At 55.1% G+C, this 18,243-nt stretch carries 17 protein-coding genes and 2 tRNA genes; 17 read left to right on the top strand and 2 right to left on the bottom strand.

The window, feature by feature from the left end; all coding sequences use genetic code 11:
• Positions 1 to 175: 175 nt before the first annotated feature.
• From HY696_05895 to dnaB, 17 genes are all read left to right on the top strand, one after another.
• Positions 176 to 1,135: a M23 family metallopeptidase gene (locus HY696_05895; GenBank protein ID MBI4237932.1), complete on the top strand. Its 960-nt coding sequence runs from the start codon at positions 176 to 178 to the stop codon at positions 1,133 to 1,135.
• Between the two features lie 75 nt (positions 1,136 to 1,210).
• A complete protein-coding gene (gene secA / locus HY696_05890; GenBank protein MBI4237931.1) occupies positions 1,211 to 3,931 on the top strand; it encodes a preprotein translocase subunit SecA in 2,721 nt (906 codons plus the stop codon).
• 8 nt (positions 3,932 to 3,939) lie between these two features.
• A tRNA-Leu gene (locus HY696_05885) sits at positions 3,940 to 4,021 on the top strand.
• 141 nt (positions 4,022 to 4,162) lie between these two features.
• Positions 4,163 to 5,476 (top strand): trigger factor, encoded by a 1,314-nt coding sequence (gene tig / locus HY696_05880; GenBank protein ID MBI4237930.1) that lies wholly within the window; start codon positions 4,163 to 4,165, stop codon positions 5,474 to 5,476.
• Positions 5,477 to 5,492: 16 nt separating this feature from the next.
• The gene (gene clpP, locus HY696_05875) at positions 5,493 to 6,122 is read left to right on the top strand and encodes an ATP-dependent Clp endopeptidase proteolytic subunit ClpP (protein MBI4237929.1); all 630 of its coding nucleotides are present in this window, start codon (positions 5,493 to 5,495) and stop codon (positions 6,120 to 6,122) included.
• Positions 6,119 to 7,372 (top strand): ATP-dependent Clp protease ATP-binding subunit ClpX, encoded by a 1,254-nt coding sequence (clpX, locus tag HY696_05870; GenBank protein MBI4237928.1) that lies wholly within the window; start codon positions 6,119 to 6,121, stop codon positions 7,370 to 7,372. Before clpP ends, clpX begins: the two co-directional genes overlap by 4 nt.
• A gap of 129 nt (positions 7,373 to 7,501) precedes the next feature.
• The gene (gene lon / locus HY696_05865; GenBank protein ID MBI4237927.1) at positions 7,502 to 9,943 is read left to right on the top strand and encodes an endopeptidase La; all 2,442 of its coding nucleotides are present in this window, start codon (positions 7,502 to 7,504) and stop codon (positions 9,941 to 9,943) included.
• A gap of 106 nt (positions 9,944 to 10,049) precedes the next feature.
• Positions 10,050 to 10,268, top strand: coding sequence for a cold shock domain-containing protein (locus HY696_05860; GenBank protein MBI4237926.1), 219 nt, complete (start codon positions 10,050 to 10,052; stop codon positions 10,266 to 10,268).
• Between the two features lie 134 nt (positions 10,269 to 10,402).
• Positions 10,403 to 11,266, top strand: a complete 864-nt coding sequence (locus tag HY696_05855; protein MBI4237925.1) for a 4-(cytidine 5'-diphospho)-2-C-methyl-D-erythritol kinase — start codon at positions 10,403 to 10,405, stop codon at positions 11,264 to 11,266.
• 21 nt (positions 11,267 to 11,287) lie between these two features.
• A tRNA-Gln gene (locus HY696_05850) sits at positions 11,288 to 11,359 on the top strand.
• A gap of 18 nt (positions 11,360 to 11,377) precedes the next feature.
• Positions 11,378 to 12,328 (top strand): ribose-phosphate pyrophosphokinase, encoded by a 951-nt coding sequence (locus HY696_05845; protein ID MBI4237924.1) that lies wholly within the window; start codon positions 11,378 to 11,380, stop codon positions 12,326 to 12,328.
• Positions 12,329 to 12,354: 26 nt separating this feature from the next.
• A complete protein-coding gene (locus HY696_05840; GenBank protein MBI4237923.1) occupies positions 12,355 to 13,038 on the top strand; it encodes a 50S ribosomal protein L25 in 684 nt (227 codons plus the stop codon).
• On the top strand, positions 13,035 to 13,634 hold the full coding sequence (locus HY696_05835; GenBank protein ID MBI4237922.1) for an aminoacyl-tRNA hydrolase: 600 nt from the start codon (positions 13,035 to 13,037) through the stop codon (positions 13,632 to 13,634). Before HY696_05840 ends, HY696_05835 begins: the two co-directional genes overlap by 4 nt.
• On the top strand, positions 13,621 to 14,058 hold the full coding sequence (gene rpsF / locus HY696_05830) for a 30S ribosomal protein S6 (GenBank protein MBI4237921.1): 438 nt from the start codon (positions 13,621 to 13,623) through the stop codon (positions 14,056 to 14,058). The genes HY696_05835 and rpsF overlap by 14 nt, the downstream gene beginning before the upstream one ends.
• Positions 14,059 to 14,064: 6 nt before the next feature.
• The gene (locus tag HY696_05825) at positions 14,065 to 14,403 is read left to right on the top strand and encodes a 30S ribosomal protein S18 (GenBank protein MBI4237920.1); all 339 of its coding nucleotides are present in this window, start codon (positions 14,065 to 14,067) and stop codon (positions 14,401 to 14,403) included.
• Between the two features lie 26 nt (positions 14,404 to 14,429).
• A complete protein-coding gene (locus HY696_05820; GenBank protein ID MBI4237919.1) occupies positions 14,430 to 14,876 on the top strand; it encodes a 50S ribosomal protein L9 in 447 nt (148 codons plus the stop codon).
• Positions 14,877 to 14,881: 5 nt separating this feature from the next.
• Entirely contained in the window at positions 14,882 to 16,213 is a 1,332-nt protein-coding gene (gene dnaB / locus HY696_05815) for a replicative DNA helicase (GenBank protein ID MBI4237918.1), read from the top strand.
• 21 nt (positions 16,214 to 16,234) lie between these two features.
• On the opposite strand, the gene HY696_05810 is transcribed toward dnaB, so the two are convergent.
• Positions 16,235 to 17,383: a hypothetical protein gene (locus HY696_05810; GenBank protein ID MBI4237917.1), complete on the bottom strand. Its 1,149-nt coding sequence runs from the start codon at positions 17,381 to 17,383 to the stop codon at positions 16,235 to 16,237.
• A gap of 42 nt (positions 17,384 to 17,425) precedes the next feature.
• Positions 17,426 to 18,235, bottom strand: coding sequence for a hypothetical protein (locus HY696_05805; GenBank protein ID MBI4237916.1), 810 nt, complete (start codon positions 18,233 to 18,235; stop codon positions 17,426 to 17,428).
• Positions 18,236 to 18,243 lie beyond the last annotated feature (8 nt).

The following is an 18,243-nucleotide window of genomic DNA, read 5'->3' as shown; positions in this document are numbered from 1 at the left end:
GTGTTATATGGGCGATTTAGGGTTGACACCCTGAAAAACGGCTGCTAGGGTCCGCCCAGTTTCAGCGTGGTACCAATAGATATTCATTCAGGATCTTGGCATTCGGCAGTATCGCAGTACCAACGGAAGCACGGCACGGGTTGATAAACAGGAACTAGCGGTCCGGAGGTGGTACGTGTATCGACGACGACAGCAAGGTTATAGTCTGATTTTGATTTCGAAAGATCACCGCCAGATTCGCCGTTGGGAAGTGCGCCGTTGGTGGGTCAAGGCATCACTCATTGCAGCCGGTTGTTTTGGCGTGACGTTGGGACTGACTAGCTGGGGATTTCATCATTATTGGCAGGGCTATGCCGCCACGGAGACCATCCGGATTCAAAACGGACAATACGATCAAGAGCGCGCGGCGTTACTGGCACGCCTTGCCGCGTTAGAAGAGTCCGTAGAACGCGCCGACCGTCTGGTGGCCCGGTTGGAGTCCGATGAGAAAGTTCCACAAAAAAGCCCGATGACGGAAGGTATTGGTCCTCTCACCGAAGCGCGGGACCTCCCGACGTTGCCAGCCCTGAATCAAGTGCGCCAGCTCCATTTAAATAACGCCATGCAGCAAGATGAAGAGATGTTGTCATTCTCCGACGCAGAAGGGCGACTCACTAAGCTGGGCGATGCGGCGCGGCGTGTCGAAGACCGGCTCACCAAAGTTTATGAAGTGCGGAAGCACCGCGATGCCTTTTGGTCGTCGTTGCCCACGTTGTGGCCGATCAAGGGATGGATCACGTCCGGGTTCGGTCCGCGACGCGCCAACCGTGTCGGTGGCACCCGATTCCACGAAGGCATCGACATCGCAGCGCCGGTCGGAACAGTCGTGCGTGCCAGTGGAGACGGAATGGTCACGTTCTCCGGCTATAAAGGTGGATACGGGCGCTCAGTCATCATCGATCATGGCTTCGGTGTCTCCACGTTATATGCGCATGGCGCCGAAGTGATGGTCGCGGAAGGGGCGCGCGTGAAGCGCGGTACTCCAATCGCGATGGTGGGAATGACCGGTCGCACCAGTGGCCCCCATCTTCATTACGAAGTCCACGTCGACGGGGCGCCAACGGACCCGTTGCGTTATCTCGCCGGGCGGAAGTAATCGTCCTTGAATAGACGCGAGTAATCACCAGAATTTGATTGCAGGACGCTGCCAAAGTGGGCAGCATGCCGCGCCATGCTTGGAATCATTCGCAAGATCGTTGGAACAAAGAACGAGCGAGAACTGAAACGGATCCAGCAGTTTGTGGTTCGTACCAATGCGGTCGAGCCGCAAATGCACCCGCTGTCCGACGCCGACCTGTCCGCGAAAACCCCACAACTCAAAGAACGCGTCGCACGTGGAGAGTCGCTCGAGGCGATCTTGCCGGAGGCCTTTGCGGTCGTGCGCGAGGCGTCACGACGCGTCCTCGGCATGCGCCACTTCGACGCCCAATTGATCGGTGGCGTGGTCTTGCACGAAGGCAAGATCGCGGAGATGAAAACAGGGGAAGGCAAGACCCTCGTGGCCACGCTCCCCGTGTATCTGAATGCCCTCACGGGGCGGGGCGTGCATGTCATCACGGTGAACGATTACCTCGCGCGCCGCGATGCGGAATGGATGGGTCCGCTGTATAAATTTCTCGGCTGTTCCGTGGGTGTGATTCTGCACGGACTGACCGATACGGAGCGCGCCTGGGCCTACCGCGCCGACCTGACGTATGGCACGAACAATGAATTCGGCTTCGATTATCTCCGCGACAATATGAAGTTCGGGCTGGACCAATACGTCCAGCGGGAACTCCACTATGCCATTGTCGATGAAGTCGATAGCATCTTGATCGACGAGGCGCGGACGCCGCTGATCATTTCCGGACAGGGCGAGCAATCGACGGACCTGTATTATGTTGTGAATCAAATCATGCCGTTCCTGAAGAAGACGACCCATTTTACCGTGGATGAAAAGTCCCGTTCGGCCGTCTTGACCGAAGAGGGCGTGCATGAATGCGAGCGGCTCCTGAAGGTCGAAAACCTCTACGACCCGCGCCAGATCACGCTTCTCCATCACGTCCATCAAGGATTGCGTGCGCACGCGTTATACCAACGCGATGTTGACTACGTCGTGAAGGACGGCCAAGTGATCATTGTGGACGAATTCACCGGACGCCTGATGCCGGGACGGCGATGGAGCGATGGGCTGCACCAGGCGGTCGAGGCCAAAGAAGGCGTCAAGATCGAGAACGAAAACCAGACGCTGGCTACGGTCACGTTCCAAAACTTTTTCCGCATGTTCAAGAAGCTCGCGGGCATGACCGGCACGGCGGACACGGAAGCTGCGGAATTTGCAAAAATCTACAACTTGGAAGTCGTCGTCATTCCAACGAATCGTCCAATGGTTCGCCAGGATCGCGACGATCTCATCTATAAGACCGAAACGGCAAAATTTCAGGCCGTCGTCGACGATATCAAAGAGTGTCATGAACGCGGCCAGCCGGTCTTAGTCGGCACGATATCAATTGAAAAGTCGGAACGGCTGAGTGCGATGCTGAAGCGCACCGGGATTCCGCACCATGTCCTGAATGCCAAACATCACGAACGTGAGGCCGAAATTATCTCCCAAGCGGGGCGCAAAGGGGCCGTGACGATCTCGACCAATATGGCGGGTCGTGGGACCGACATCATGCTCGGCGGAAATCCCGAAGGGTTGGCGCGGACGCGGCGTACGGCGGAAATGACCGAGGAAGAATTCCAAGCCATCGTGGTGGAGCAACGGACGCGGTGCGGTGGGGAACATCAAGAGGTCGTTACGGCCGGTGGATTGTGTGTGATCGGCACCGAGCGGCATGAGAGCCGTCGGATCGATAATCAATTGCGAGGCCGGTCGGGGCGGCAGGGTGATCCCGGGGCCTCGCGGTTTTATCTGTCGTTAGAAGATGATCTGTTACGGATCTTTGGCGGAGATCGCATCAAGGTCATGATGGAACGGATGGGGATGAAAGACGATGAAGTCATCGAACACCGCTGGCTGAATCGCGCCATCGCCAACGCGCAACGTCGAGTGGAAGAACACAATTTCTCGATTCGTAAGAACTTGCTCGAATATGACGACGTGATGAATCAGCAGCGCCATCAAGTCTATGGACGGCGGCGCGAAATCTTGAGCAAGGAAGCCCTCGGAGAAGTGGTCCTCGATCTCGGGGACCAAATGGTGGGCCATTTGGTGGACGCCCACGTGCCGGAACGGATTGACCCCCAGGAGTTTGACGCGGGGCCGCTCGTGGAACAGGTCCGCGAAATTTTCAACATTCAGTGGGATATGGCCGCGACGCTCCGCCGAGTGAATACGCGCGAAGAAGTCGGCGCCGAATTGTACGCCGCGATCGAAGGGATGTATCGCGCGAAAGTGGAGCGCTATGGGGTCGAGCTCTTTACGCAAGTCGAGCGTTTTTTGTTGCTGACGACGCTCGATACGCTCTGGAAGGAGCATCTCTTACAAATGGACCATTTGCGCGAGGGGATTGGCCTGCGTGGCTATGCGCAAAAAGATCCGCTAGTGGAATACAAACGTGAGGGGTTCGCGCTCTTTCAACAAATGATGCATAACTTTGCAAAGGATGTGTTGGAAAAGGTCTCGCGCGTGGAGATTAAGACTGCAGCGGCGGAAGCCGCCGTGAATCTTGCGGAACAGCCGGCGCCGCCGCAGCGGATCATGGCCGCCGGTGGTGGCAGCGCGCGCATGCCCAGTGTCGCTGCGAATCCCGGTGTGGGACGAGGGCCGGCGCCGATGACAAGCCGCATGTCTGCGGGGCTGGGCGCGCAGCCAGCCACAACGCTGCAACAGCAATCACCGAAGGCCGGACGCAATGATCCGTGTCCGTGTGGGTCCGGAAAGAAGTTCAAGAAATGTTGCGGGGCATAACGTTGAGTGCCGCGGTGGTGAAATTGGTAGACACGTCAGACTTAGGATCTGATGCCGAAAGGCTTGGGAGTTCGAATCTCCCCCGCGGCACAAAAATTTGCGGCAGCGAATTTTTCCCGATACACGATATACGAATGGCCGCAAATTTCGTTGGTCACGTATCGCATATCGTATATCGGGAAGAGCACAACATTTCATTTGAAGAGATAACATTTTTTAAGGAGCCCCCTCATGCATCCTGAAAGTAAGTTGGAAGAAGTCAGTCCGATCAAGCGGCGACTCGTGGTCGATGTCCCGGTGGAGCGCGTTGTAACCGTCTTAGAGGCCTCGTATCAAAAAGTGCAGCAGCACGCGAAGTTGAAGGGATTTCGGGAAGGAAAAGTCCCGCGACCGATGGTGGAACAATACTTCCGCCGCGAAGTCGAAGCCGAGACGATGGAAGCCTTAGTGCGAGAAAGTTTTTCTCAGGCATTGGAAAGAACGCAGCAACGCGCCTTGGGGCAGCCGGAGATTGTGGTCGGGCCCTTTGCGAAAGATCGCCCCTTTACGTACACCGCCACGTTTGAAGTGCGACCCAAAGTGGAAGTGAAGACCTATCGCAAATTGGCGCTCACGCGTCCCCTGGTGGTTGTGAACGAAGCGGAAGTCGAGGCGCAATTGCAGCGTTTCCGTGAGATGCTCACCCAGCTCGTGCCGGTTGATGACGGTGTGGGAGCGGCCGTAGGAATGGTTGCGACCATCGATTATGAGGGCACGGCGGATGGAAAGCCGTTCGAAGGGAGCAGTGCGAAAGATTTCGCGGTCGAGTTCGGTGCGAATCAACTGTTGGCGGAGTTCGAGCAGCAGTTACTGGGGATGCGTGTCAGCGAGGAGCGCACCGCAGTGTTCCATTATCCCGATGATTATTTTAACGTCTCGTTGGCGGGGAGTGAGGCCAAGTTCCATGTCGCTCTGAAGGAGCTGAAGCGGAAGATTGTGCCGGAATTGACCGATGACTTCGCAAAAGATTTGGGTCCGTACGAAAATTTGGATGCTGTTCGCGCGGAAGTGCGAACGCGGCTGACCGAGCAACATCAGCAAGAGGCGCGTGGCGCGTTAGCGCAGCAAGCCGTCCAGCAACTGATTGAGCATCATCCCTTTGAAGTGCCGGAAATAATGGTAGGCTGGGAGTTGTCACAAATGTTCCATCAGTTCGAACGTCGCTTGCAGCACGAAGGGACGACGTGGCAGCAGGTCGGTATGACGCCGGAACAATTTGTTGAACAATATGCGGCGCCGGCGCGTGATCGTGTGCGCAGTCAATTGATCCTCGAAGCCATCGCCGAAGTTGAAGGGCTGGTCGTCAGCGATGCCGAGCTGGAGGCTCGGCTGAAAGCCATTAGTGAATCGGTTCGTGAAGAGTTAGACAAAGTGCGCCGTTTATATACCGAGAAGAACATGTTCCCAGCGTTGAAAAATGAGCTTCTGCAAGAGAAATGCCTTGATTTCATCATTGGGGAAGCTACAATCAAAGACGGACAAATTGAAGATGTTGCAGCCAAATGATAACGTGCGAGGGTCGATGCTAATCCCGATGGTCGTTGAACAAACGGGGCGCGGGGAGCGCGCATACGATATCTACTCTCGCCTCTTGAAGGACCGCATTGTTTTTCTCGGTTCACAGGTCAACGACGAAGTCGCGAATCTGATCATCGCACAACTCCTTTTCCTCGAATCTGAAGATCCGGACAAAGACATCTTTCTGTATATTAACTCGCCAGGCGGTGTCGTCACGGCGGGGCTCGCCATTTATGACACGATGCAATATATCCGCTGTGCCGTATCCACGATTTGTGTCGGGCAGGCGGCCAGTATGGGGGCAGTGCTGTTGGCGGCGGGTACGAAGGGAAAGCGCTATGCCCTCCCGCACTCTCGTGTGATGATTCACCAACCGCTTGGAGGATTTCAAGGGCAAGCGACTGAGATTGAGATCCACGCCAAAGAAATCCTTCGTATTCGTGAACGGCTCAATCAGATCCTCGTGCTGCACTCGGCGCAAAAGATGGAAAAAATAGCGCACGATACGGAACGAGACTTCTTTATGTCGGGCGAAGAGGCAAAAGTGTACGGCATTGTCGATGCGGTAGTCGAAAAGCGAACACCCTTTGCGCCAGAAACCGGGAAGAAAGTGGCCGCAGGGGGAGCTCGATGACGCGCCACTTTATCGACGATCCGACGAATCTTTGTTGCTCCTTTTGTGGCAAGAATCAGCGCGAAGTTCGAAAACTGATCGCAGGCCCCACCGTCTATATTTGTGATGAATGCATCGAGCTGTGTAACGATATTATTGCCGAAGAAAATCTCCGACAGCATCAAATTACCGCGCGAGCCGGCATTCCAAAACCAGCGGAGGTGCGCGCGATCCTCGATCAATACGTTGTGGGTCAAGATCACGCGAAAAAAGTTCTGTCGGTGGCGGTTTACAATCATTATAAACGAATCGCCTATGGCTCTCGCAGCGACACAGTTGAGCTACAAAAGAGCAATATTTTACTCGTAGGGCCTACGGGATCCGGCAAAACATTGCTGGCCCAGACATTAGCAAAAATCCTCAATGTCCCATTCACGATCGCTGATGCCACGACCTTAACCGAAGCCGGTTACGTCGGTGAAGATGTCGAGAATGTGATTCTCAGTCTGTTGCAAGCCGCGGATTACGACAAGGCCAAGGCGGAAAAGGGGATCATTTATATCGACGAGATCGACAAGATTTCGCGCAAGTCGGATAGCCCTTCGATTACGCGCGATGTCTCCGGCGAAGGGGTGCAGCAGGCTTTATTGAAAATCATCGAAGGCACGATTGCGAGTGTTCCGCCCAAAGGAGGCCGCAAGCATCCGCAACAGGAATTCATTCCGGTCGATACGACCAACATCCTCTTCATTTGCGGTGGCGCCTTCGTCGGATTGGAAGAGATTATCGCGCGGCGGTTGGGTGAAAAGCGACTTGGATTTGGCGCCGATGTTCGCAGTCGCAAAGATCTCGATATCGGGAGTCTGCTGCGCAGTGCCATGCCGGAAGATCTCCTTAAATTTGGGTTCATCCCTGAATTTGTCGGTCGGGTGCCGGTCATGGCGGCCCTTGATGAGCTCTCGGAAGATGCGCTGATGCAGATCTTAGTCGAACCGCGCAATGCGCTTGCGAAACAGTACCAGCGCCTCTTCGAGATGGAAAAAGTGAAATTGGAATTTACGCCGGAGGCGTTGCGCGCGGTGGCGCGTCAGGCCATTACGCGCAAAACAGGGGCACGCGGTCTGCGGGCAATTCTTGAGACCGTGATGTTGGATGTGATGTATTCTATTCCGAGCGATTCGGGTGTGCGCGAAGTTTTAGTGACTGAAGATGTGATTGCCGGCACAGCGAAACCGATGGTTATTTATGAACAAAAGGTTGAGTCGGCGTAAGCGGAAATTTCGTCCTATTGACAATTGATGGACTGACCGTATTTATTCGCTCCTGCGGCGCTTGGTGTGGAGCGCTGCGGCGTGACGACGGTGGCAAATTCTTGCAAACCGGTCGTCAGGACAGAGGAGATGCGCATGCCAACCTCAGGTACGGTCGTCGTCCCGTTACTCCCATTGCGGGATATCGTTGTATTTCCTCATATGGTGGTTCCCCTCTTCGTCGGGCGCGAGAAGTCGATTGCGGCGCTCGAAGATGCCGTGGCCAAAGAAAAAGATATCCTGCTCAGTGCGCAGGTCAACGCAAAGACCAACGACCCGAAACCGGACGATATCTATCCGATCGGGACGCTCTCCTCGATTATTCAACTGCTGCGCCTTCCCGATGGGACGGTCAAAGTCCTCGTTGAGGGAAAGCGGCGAGTGCAGATCCAGCAATACATCCCCAATGAGGCATTTTTTCTCATCGAGGGGCGCATCGTTGAGGAAGGCCCGGATGCCACGATTGAAACCGAGGCCTTAATGCGTGGCGTGAAGTCCGCATTTGAAAATTATGTGAAATTGAATAAGCGGATTCCGCCAGAAATGTTGGCTTCCGTCGCTTCGATCGAAGATCCATCGCGGCTGGGAGACACGATCGTTGCGCATCTCACGTTGAAGCTTCCGGACAAACAAAAGATCCTGGAAATCTTCTCGCCGACTGAACGTTTAGAAAAACTGTACGGGATGATCAAGACGGAGATCGAAATTCTCCAAGTGGAACGACGGATTCGCACGCGCGTCAAGAAGCAGATGGAGAAGACGCAAAAGGAATATTATCTCAACGAGCAGATGCAGGCCATTCAGAAGGAGCTCGGGGAGCGAGATGAATTTAAGAGTGAGCTGCATGAGCTGGAAGAGCGAATCAAGACGAAGAAAATGTCGGCCGAAGGGACGCAAAAGGCAAAGGCCGAGTTTAAGAAGCTCAAGATGATGTCGCCGATGTCCGCGGAAGCGACCGTGGTGCGGAACTATATTGATTGGATCCTTTCATTGCCGTGGTTTGACCGGACCGATGATAAATTGGAACTCAAAGAGGCGGAGCGGATCCTGGACGAGGACCATTATGGACTCGAAAAACCAAAAGAACGAATCCTCGAATATTTAGCGGTGCAGAAATTAGTCGGCAAGGTGAAGGGGCCCATTCTCTGTTTTGTCGGTCCTCCGGGCGTTGGCAAGACGTCGCTTGGCCGCTCGATCGCGCGTTCTATGGGGCGCAAATTCGTTCGAATTTCGCTTGGCGGCGTGCGCGATGAAGCGGAAATCCGGGGCCACCGTCGCACGTATATTGGCGCGTTACCCGGCAAAGTGGTCCAGTCGATAAAAAAGGCGGGCACGTCAAATCCCGTTTTTTTGCTCGATGAAATCGACAAAATGAGCACAGATTTTCGTGGCGATCCGGCGTCGGCGTTGTTGGAAGTGTTGGATCCGGAACAAAACGTCTCTTTTAACGATCATTATTTGGATCTCGACTACGATCTCTCCGATGTCATGTTTATTACTACCGCGAATACGCTGCCGGCGATTCCACTGCCGCTCCAAGATCGGATGGAGATTATTCGGCTGCCGGGCTATACCGAACAGGAGAAGGTCTCGATTGCGCAGAAATACCTGATCAAAAAGCAATGCGAAGCCAATGGTCTGCAGATCGAACATATCAAATTTGCTGAAAGCGCGTTGAAATTGATCGTCCGCCGCTACACGCGCGAGGCGGGGGTGAGAAATTTGGAACGGGAAATCGCCGCGATCTGTCGTAAAGTGGCCAGAGAAGTGGCGACAGAACCGCATGAGACGACTGATGTCGTAATTTCTCCGGCTAAAGTACAAAAGTTGCTCGGTGTGCCGAAATATCGATTTGGTCTCGCGGATGAGCAAGATCAGATCGGGGTGTGTACGGGCCTGGCGTGGACTGAAGTCGGCGGAGAACTGTTACAAACGGAAGTGCAAGTGTTGCCGGGGAAGGGGAAGCTCACAGTCACGGGCAAGTTAGGCGAAGTCATGCAAGAATCCGCACAAGCGGCAGTGACCTATGTGCGATCACGAGCGGAACGATTGGGGCTGGATAAGAACTTCTACCAACGAGTCGATCTTCACGTCCATATGCCGGAAGGTGCCATTCCCAAAGATGGTCCCTCGGCCGGTATTACAATGGCGACCACCATTACATCGGCCTTACTCCGCATCCCATGTCGCAAGGATATTGCGATGACGGGCGAAATCACGTTGCGCGGGCGTGTGCTGCCCATTGGTGGGCTCAAAGAAAAACTCTTGGCCGCACACCGCGGTTTGATCAAAAAAGTGCTGATTCCAAAAGAGAACGAAAAAGATCTGAAAGAGATTCCGCAGAATATTTTAAAACAATTGGAGATCGTAACCGTGGAGCACATGGACGAAGTGTTACGGCATGCGTTGGCCATCGACGACCCGGACAAGCTTTTTAAACGTCGTCCGGGAGAAGAGTTGGGTGCGGTGTTGGCAAAGACCACGGCCGCCGTACCTGCGGGCGTGGTTGATCCGGTTGCAACTCCACATTGACGGCTCTCAATGGGTATGCTTGGGAAATGGCGCATCACAAGCCACGCTGCTGATGTACGGGTGTACAACAGATAGAGGCTGGCTTTCGGAGCAGAAGGAGAAGCAGATGGGCGAGCGTAAACGAGGGACCGTGAAATGGTTTAACGACAAAAAAGGCTTCGGATTCATTACGCCGCAAGAGGGCGATGGACGCGATGTCTTTGTCCACTATTCAGCGATTCAAGCGGAAGGGTATAAATCCTTGGCGGAGGGCGACGTCGTGGAATACGCGCAAACGGAAGGACCCAAGGGCCCGCACGCCATGGATGTTTCCAAGGTTGCATAAGTAGCTATTTCTCATGTAACCGACCCCCATCAGTGCGATGTGCTGATGGGGGTTGTGTTTTTTAAAGGGGGCGTTCCGGTGGGGGACGCTGTGGTGTATGCAGGCCAGCGGTGTGAGAGCGTGCTGAGGATCGTATGCCCGAGATGACGGTGTTTTCTCCCGCAAAAGTGAATTTGCGATTGGCGGTCGTGGGGCGACGAACCGATGGGTACCATTGGTTGGACATGTTGATGGTCCCGCTGGCGTTCGGCGATGAGATGCAGATTGCAGTCGATAGTGCGAAAGCGGGCATCGAGTTCGAGAGCAATTGTGGAGAGATTCCTCAGGATGAACACAATCTTTGCGTGCGCGCTGCGCAGTTAATGCAGCGCACGGCGCATCGCAACGATCGAGTCCGGATCCAATTGGACAAGCGCATCCCAGTGGGTGCGGGGCTCGGTGGGGGATCCAGTAATGCGGCAGCAGTGATCGCGACCTTGAACCGGCTGTGGGCCCTACAGCTTTCGGAAACTGACTTGGCATCTCTTGGCGTGCAATTAGGAGCGGATGTCCCATTTTTTTGTTTTGGTCGCCCTGCCTGGGTGCGAGGTATTGGGGAGATTGTGCATTGTATTAATGATTTCCTTGAGTTGCCAATTCTGTTGGTGAATCCACGCTGTGGCGTAGTCACTAGCACGATCTTTCGATCATTTGCGCAGAGTCACCCTTTCCAATTGACGCCGGTACCCCCAGATGCTAGCGTCCGGCCGCTTTTGCGGTCGGTGAGCGAAGTGGCAGCGCAGTTACGCAACGATCTCGAAGCGGTGACTACTCAACAATTGCCGGTAGTTCGAGAAATGCGGTGGGCTCTCGACGCCGCTGGGGCGGTCGGCACTTTAATGAGTGGAAGCGGGTCGACGGTGTTCGGTTTGTTTAACTCTGAGGAGGCACGAGATCGTGCGGCCGCCGAGCTGGCTCCTCGTGGTTGGTGGTTGCAGGCGACTCAAAGCATTTGCTGACCTGCGGGCCCCCAATGACTATGGGGCGTCGCCAAATGGTAAGGCATCGGCCTTTGGAGCCGACATCTCCAGGTTCGAGTCCTGGCGCCCCAGCAGGAAATAGTAGGAAACATGCGCAACTTTAAGAATATCAAAATATTCTCCGGGAGCTCCAATCCGTTACTGGCGGCGGAAATTGCCGAACAGCTGGGATTTTCTATCGGGAAATGTACGGTCAGCAAATTTAGCGATGGCGAGACGTGGATTGAAGTGTTGGAAAATGTCCGCGGGATGGATGTCTTTGTCATTCAACCCACTTCTTTGCCGGCTAACGAACATATCATGGAGTTGCTGATCATGATCGACGCGCTGAAGCGGGCCAGCGCCGATCGGATTACGGCGGTGGTGCCCTACTATGGCTATGCGCGCCAGGAACGCAAAGTGCAGCCGAGAGTGCCGATCAGTGCCAAATTAGTGGCCGATTTACTCACGGCCGCTGGAACGGATCGGATGCTGTCCATGGATCTTCATGCGGGACAGATCCAAGGCTTTTTTAATATTCCTTTTGATCATCTATATGCCATGCCGATTCTGTTAGACCACATTCGCGAAGGGCTGGATGTGGAACGTCTGGTGATCGTCGCCCCAGATGCGGGCGGAGCGGAACGCGCCCGTGCGTATGCGAAACGGCTCGGCTGCCCTCTGGCCATGATCGACAAACGGCGGCCGACGCCGAATGTAACGGAAGTGATGCACTTGATCGGGTCGGTTGAAGGTCGGACGGCTGTGTTAGTCGATGACATGATCGATACGGGCGGAACCTTGGTGAAGGCCGCCGAGGCCCTTTTGGCGCATGGTGCACGGGCGGTGCATGCGTATTGTACGCATGGTATCTTCTCCGGTGGAGCCATTGCCACTATCGAGGCGTCGTGTGTGGAGTCGGTCGTTGTTACGAATACGATTGCAGTGCGGTCGGAAATTGCCGAGGCAAAGAAGATCCATGTGATGTCGATTGCCCCGCTGCTCGCCGAAGCGATCCGGCGTATTTATCAAGCCGATTCGATTTCATCGCTGTTTGTATAAATCGAACGCATATAAGGAGAGTTGGTATGGAACGAGTCAATATTACAGCAGCACAGCGGGAAACGGGCAAGGGGCCGGCGCGTCGGTTGCGCGTGGCGGGGAGTATCCCCGCGGTGCTCTATGGGCATGGATATGCGCCGAAGGCGTTGAGTGTGAACCAAGCACTCTTGAGTAAAACGCTGAAGGGCGCGGCCGGACGAAGTGTCCTGATCAATCTGGCGATCGAGGGCCAGGATTCCGTGCTGGCACTGCTCAAGGAATACCAACGCGATCCCCTCAAGCAACAAATTACGCACGTTGATTTGCTGGCAGTTAATGTGAACGAGCAGATCGAAGTCGAAGTGCCGCTGCACTTTGAAGGTCAAGCCGCTGGGGTGAAAGAAGGTGGAGTGTTGGAGGTCAGTCGGCGGACCTTAACATTGCGGTGCCTTCCGAATGCGCTACCCGAATTTGTCGTCGTGGACATTAGCGCGTTGAAGATCGGCGGCAATATCCATGCGAACGAAATTCAGTTGCCGCCGGGAGTGACATTTCCGCACACGGATAATTTCAGCGTGGTGCAAGTTGTGGCGCCGCAGAAGGAAGAAGTGGCTGCCGTCGTTGCCGCGGCGCCGGTCGAAGTCCCGGCAATGGCGCAGAAGGGCGAGGCGGTCCCAGGAGCGGCGGCGCCATCTGCGCCTGCGAAGGGTGGGAGTGAGAAGAGCGCGTGAAGTTGATTGTCGGCCTCGGGAACCCTGGCGAGGAATACGGGCATACGCGGCATAATATCGGATTTCGAGTGGTTGATGAGGCCGCACAGGCGCTCGGCGTGCGGCTGACCCGACGGTTGTATCAATCGTTGTTTACCAGTACGAGTGAAGGGCCGCTGCGTATCGGCTTTATGAAGCCGATGACGTATATGAATCGGAGTGGCGAAGCCGTTGCGGGAGGAGTGAAGCGCGAAGGCGTCGCGCTTCACGATCTCTTGGTCGTTCATGACGACCTCGATCTTGAGTTGGGCGCGTTGAAACTGGCCTTCGATCGAGGGGCGGCCGGGCATCGGGGAATCATCTCAACCCATGAATGCCTCGGCAGCCAGGCCTATTGGCGCTTACGAGTGGGAGTTGGCCGGCCTCCGAGAGGGGCGGATGCTGCGGAGTATGTGTTACATGTATTTCCGAAGCGGGAACGACAATTAGTTGACGAGATGGTTCAACAAGCGGTAGAGGCCGTGCTGCTCTTCATTCGGGAGGGTCCCGAGGTGGTGCAGCGGCAGTTTCATCGGAAGGGCGCTGAAGCGAAGGAGAATGGCAATGGCACTGCGTGAATACGAAACGACGATTATTATCCGAGGTGACGCTTCACAGGAGCAGGTCCGGCATGCTCGGGACCGGATCAAGGCGATTGTGGAGCAGCGGAATGGGGTGTTCTTTCACTTATTGGATCTGGGGCGCCGTAGTCTCGGATACCCGATTGAAAAGCAGACCCGCGGTTTTTATCTCTACGCTGATTATACCGGTGATGGGGCGACTGTCGCCGAAATTGAACGCTTCTGTCGTTTGGATGACATGACGGTGCGCTATTTGACCGTGCAACTGGCCACGACCGTTGATGTGGCGGCGCGGCAGGCGCAGCAGGAAGCGGATGTGAAGCGTTTACAACTCTATTTTGGTGCCGCAAGTGGAGCAAGGCCACCAGAGCAACCGGTGGTGCAGCCCGTTGCCAGTGCGGAATCGGCGGTCAATGCCTAGGAAGGGATATATATTATGCGCATGAAAAGTCCTGAGCGGGGAGAGCGTCGTGGACGCGGCGATAAAGAAGGCCCGGGAGGGCGTCGTCAAAGTGGCGGCGGCAGCGGTGGCCATAGTAATCGGAAAAAGGTCTGTCGTGTTTGTACCGAGCAAGGCCTCGACGTCGATTACAAGAATGTACGGGTCATGCAGCAATTTGTGACCGAACGCGGGAAGATTGTGCCGCGGCGAATTTCTGGAAATTGTGCGCGACATCAACGCGATGTCACGATTTCCGTACGGCGGGCGCGCCTATTGTCGCTCATTCCGTTTACGTCCATTCATGCGGTGGCCGCAGTGTCCTGAATGCGCTTCAGGTGTGAGGAGACCTTATGGAAGTGATCTTACGTGATGAAGTCTATAACCTCGGAAAGCCGGGCGAGATTGTCAAAGTGCGAGATGGATATGCGCGCAATTATCTCCTGCCGCGCAAGTTGGCGGTTCTTGCGGACACCAAGAATATGCGCATGTTGGAACACGAGCGTCGGCAAATCTCCACGAAGCAATCGCAGTTGAAACAAGCGGCAGAGGCCGTGGCAAAACAGCTGTTAAGTTTATCGTTGGCGTTCAGCCGCGAAGTCGGAGAAGAGGGGAAGTTGTTCGGTTCGGTGACCGCGCATGACATTGGTGAGTTGATTGCCAAGCTGGGTGTGACGATTGATCGTCGTAAAATTCGGCTCCAAGAACCGATCAAAACCGTAGGTGAATATTCGTTTGAAGTGCGGTTGCATGCCGAAGTGCATGTCCCTCTGACGGTCCGCGTCGAAGCGGCAGCGTAATTTTCATGACACAAACGTTGTCGGAGCGTATCCCGCCCCAAGACTTGGACGCTGAGCGTGCGGTCTTAGGGGGGATGTTAATTGATCCCGATGCCATTCATCGGGTTGTCGAGCTGCTCGAAGCCGAGGCCTTCTATCGAGAAGGCCATCGTGAAATCTTCCAGACCATTCTCTCCCTCTACGAGCGCAACGAGCCAGCGGACCTTATCACGGTCACCAGTGCATTGCGCAACCAGCAACGACTTGAGTCGTTGGGTGGCGCCGCCTACTTGGCATCGCTGGCCGATCAGGTGCCGACCACGGCCAATATCGCCTACTATGCCCGTATCGTGCGCCAATTAGGCATTTTGCGCCGCCTGATCCAGGGTGCGAATGACATTGCACGGCTTGCGTACGAAGGAGACCAAGCTGCTGTGGATGACCTGGTGGATCAGGCGGAGCGCGTGATTTTTGATATCGCACAGCGGAAAATTACCCGCAGTTTTTTTTCGCTCCGCGAAGTGGTGAAGGAGACGTTCAAGACCATTGAGCAGTTGTACGAACAAAAAGCGACGGTGACTGGAGTGCCCACCGGATTTAGTGATTTGGACCGAATGACGTCAGGGCTTCAGCGCTCCGATCTCGTGATTGTGGCGGGACGGCCGAGCATGGGGAAAACCAGTTTGGCGACTTGTATGATGGTCAATGCGGCACTCGCGGAAGGGAAACCAGCGGCATTCTTTTCTCTGGAAATGAGCAAAGAGCAAGTGGTGCAGCGCTTGCTCTGTTCCACGGCCCGAGTGGACGCCTCTAAATTGCGCGGTGGTTTTTTGTCGGAGAGTGATTGGCCGAAATTAACCCGAGCCGCCGGACAACTTTCTGAAACGGCGATCTACATCGATGATACGCCGGCGTTGAGCGTGCTGGAGATGCGGGCAAAATCGCGCCGGCTGCAGCGGGAGAAGGGATTGGGGATCGTGTTGGTAGATTACTTGCAATTAATGCGCGTATCAGGCCGGGTGGAAAGTCGGGAACGTGAAATTTCTGAAATCTCCCGCTCACTCAAGGCGCTTGCCAAGGAATTGAACGTACCGGTTGTGGCGCTCTCGCAGCTCAATCGAGCGGTCGAAAACCGGCAGGACAAGCGCCCGCAATTGGCTGATTTACGTGAATCCGGTGCGATTGAGCAAGATGCCGATGTGATCGTTTTTGTCTATCGCGACGAAATGTACAATCGCGAAAGTCCTGATAAAGGGATCGCCGAGATCATCATTGGTAAGCAACGGAACGGGCCGACCGGGCTCGTCAAGCTGGCGTTTATTAATGAGTACACCCGATTCGAAGACCTGGCGCACTAAGCCATTAAGCCGGTGCTAGTATTAGAAATGCGTGCCGATGGCGACGGCATATTTGTAGGACGAGCCTTGGCGTTTCCGATCACCGATCTCCTCGCCAAAGAAAGCTCCATCGATACGCACGGCCTTGAGATCTACGGTAAAGCCGCCACTCGCATATCCCTGATTCGTACCACCCCGGAGACTGAGTTGGAAGATGCCCCACTGTGGGAATCGGACCTCTGCGCCGGCATGCAGGCGCGTCATGAGGTCACGTTTTTGATTGAGTTGAGTGGCGGACGCTTCGATGAAGACGTCAACATCGCCAATTTTCGGTTGAAAGCCAATCGCTGCATTGAGGCTCTGTGGTGTATCGGTAAGTGCCGTCTTTCGGAATCGTGTATTTCCAATATCTTGGTACGTAACCGCAACCACTGGCTTGAGGTCCCACAAGAAAGGAAGTCGCCAACGTACACCGACGTCGCCGCCGAATCCGATCCCCTTACCCCAGGAACTCCAACGCAATTGATCTTTGACCGTGTTGGCGATGACCTCGTTGGTGGTGATGATTTTATCGCGCTCGACCCGATAAATCCCCTTGGCCATTACGCCGATTGCCAGATCATCGCCCCACAGGCCGATAGATTTGCCTACCGCGACCGCGCCGTCGTTGCGCGTTCGCATTTCGAAATTGGGGAAGGCGCGATTCCGCAAAGAGAAGGTGGTCCGGCTATCGAGGAGTAACGCCGCGCCCCAGCCCTTCATGCCAAACGCAAACAGCGGTGTATTGACTTCCACTTGCTGGAATTGTCCCACGCGTTTGTTGAAGAACGTCTCAAACACACCGAGGTCCCCGGTTTGTGTACCGGAATTGTCGAGATCATCCAGCATGTTCAAGACATCTTTTGTTGTGGCGATGAGGTCTTTATTAATCGAAGCGGTGAGGCTTGGTGCCATCCATTGCGGGGAATGGGGCAAGTCCTGCAGTGCTGCCGGATTGTAAAACATGACCATGGGATCATCGCCGGGTAAGGTCAATCCGACGTTGCCCATGCCGAGGGATCGGACGGACCGTCCAAGACTCGGAAATACATCTGCGATACTCGTTTCTTTTGCATCAGTCGTTGTTCCACAAACCAACGCCACGCCGCATACCGCCCCGGCAACCCACTTCCCCCATCGTTGAAATTTCATACTTGTGTCCCCCTAAGCGTCCGCGTGTTTCAAGGCGTCGAGTTAATCCGTGGTATCCACGGCCGTGCAACTGAAGTCGAATGAAAGACAGGTAAGAATAGCAGGTGATTGGAAGCTGCCGGCGGCCTGGGTTAGTGTGGCCAGATTGTCGTTCAATTCGCAAAGCGTGAGGTCTTGCAGCTCGGCTAACGTGAAACCAGCCGTGCCTGAGACGTCGGCCAAAGCGCAGTAGTTCTGCCGCATCAATGTGACGAGGGCATTGTCTGACGCAAGGCCGGCCGCGATCAAATTGTTATCGGCACCGACAAAATCCGCCTGGACAAAATCCTTTTGCGCGGAGGTGATGGCCGTCGCCGTGACGGTGCCACCCGCCGCCGGCTGGGCCGTGAGGGTCGGCAACGCAAGGGCCTCGATCATTTGCAGGACACCAAGTTGGTAGCTGTAGCTGCCTTGTTGATCTGATGAGATGGTCCCGGCAAAATCTGTGAGCGTGGCAATTGCCAGGCGGAGATCTGCTAATCCGGTTGAGGTCAACGTGCTGACGAAAATGTCGTGCACGCGATCGAAGGCGTCGGAGGTTGCACCGGTTTCTGAAAGGGACTCGGCCATGTCGAGGGTCGAAATGCCACCGCGTCCTGCATAGGCCGAAGAAAGAACCAAGGCCGTCGGCAAATCAGTGGGATTGGCTGCGTAGGCCTCAGTGGCCTTTGTAACAGCAGTGGCGTAATCAGCCGCATCCAGCGCGAAACGCGCATCTTCTAACGCGGACTGGGTACCTGGAGCGCCACATCCCACGGCGACGAGTAATGAGGAACCGGCCAAGATTCCGAGCAGAGTGCGAAACGTGTTCATGGAACCAT

Source organism: Deltaproteobacteria bacterium, assembly GCA_016210045.1.
GTDB lineage: Bacteria > UBA10199 > UBA10199.
The sequence above is the reverse complement of the archived record's forward strand: the minus strand, read 5'-3'. Positions and strand labels throughout refer to the sequence as shown.

Coding starts and splice junctions, on each gene's coding strand:
- lon (MBI4237927.1), top strand. CDS start 7,502: ATGCGCATGCCAACCTCAGGTACGGTCGTCGTCCCGTTACTCCCATTG.
- HY696_05805 (MBI4237916.1), bottom strand. CDS start 18,235: ATGAACACGTTTCGCACTCTGCTCGGAATCTTGGCCGGTTCCTCATTA.
- clpP (MBI4237929.1), top strand. CDS start 5,493: ATGCTAATCCCGATGGTCGTTGAACAAACGGGGCGCGGGGAGCGCGCA.
- HY696_05820 (MBI4237919.1), top strand. CDS start 14,430: ATGGAAGTGATCTTACGTGATGAAGTCTATAACCTCGGAAAGCCGGGC.
- HY696_05855 (MBI4237925.1), top strand. CDS start 10,403: ATGCCCGAGATGACGGTGTTTTCTCCCGCAAAAGTGAATTTGCGATTG.
- HY696_05860 (MBI4237926.1), top strand. CDS start 10,050: ATGGGCGAGCGTAAACGAGGGACCGTGAAATGGTTTAACGACAAAAAA.
- secA (MBI4237931.1), top strand. CDS start 1,211: ATGCTTGGAATCATTCGCAAGATCGTTGGAACAAAGAACGAGCGAGAA.
- dnaB (MBI4237918.1), top strand. CDS start 14,882: ATGACACAAACGTTGTCGGAGCGTATCCCGCCCCAAGACTTGGACGCT.
- tig (MBI4237930.1), top strand. CDS start 4,163: ATGCATCCTGAAAGTAAGTTGGAAGAAGTCAGTCCGATCAAGCGGCGA.
- HY696_05845 (MBI4237924.1), top strand. CDS start 11,378: ATGCGCAACTTTAAGAATATCAAAATATTCTCCGGGAGCTCCAATCCG.
- HY696_05840 (MBI4237923.1), top strand. CDS start 12,355: ATGGAACGAGTCAATATTACAGCAGCACAGCGGGAAACGGGCAAGGGG.
- rpsF (MBI4237921.1), top strand. CDS start 13,621: ATGGCACTGCGTGAATACGAAACGACGATTATTATCCGAGGTGACGCT.
- clpX (MBI4237928.1), top strand. CDS start 6,119: ATGACGCGCCACTTTATCGACGATCCGACGAATCTTTGTTGCTCCTTT.
- HY696_05810 (MBI4237917.1), bottom strand. CDS start 17,383: ATGAAATTTCAACGATGGGGGAAGTGGGTTGCCGGGGCGGTATGCGGC.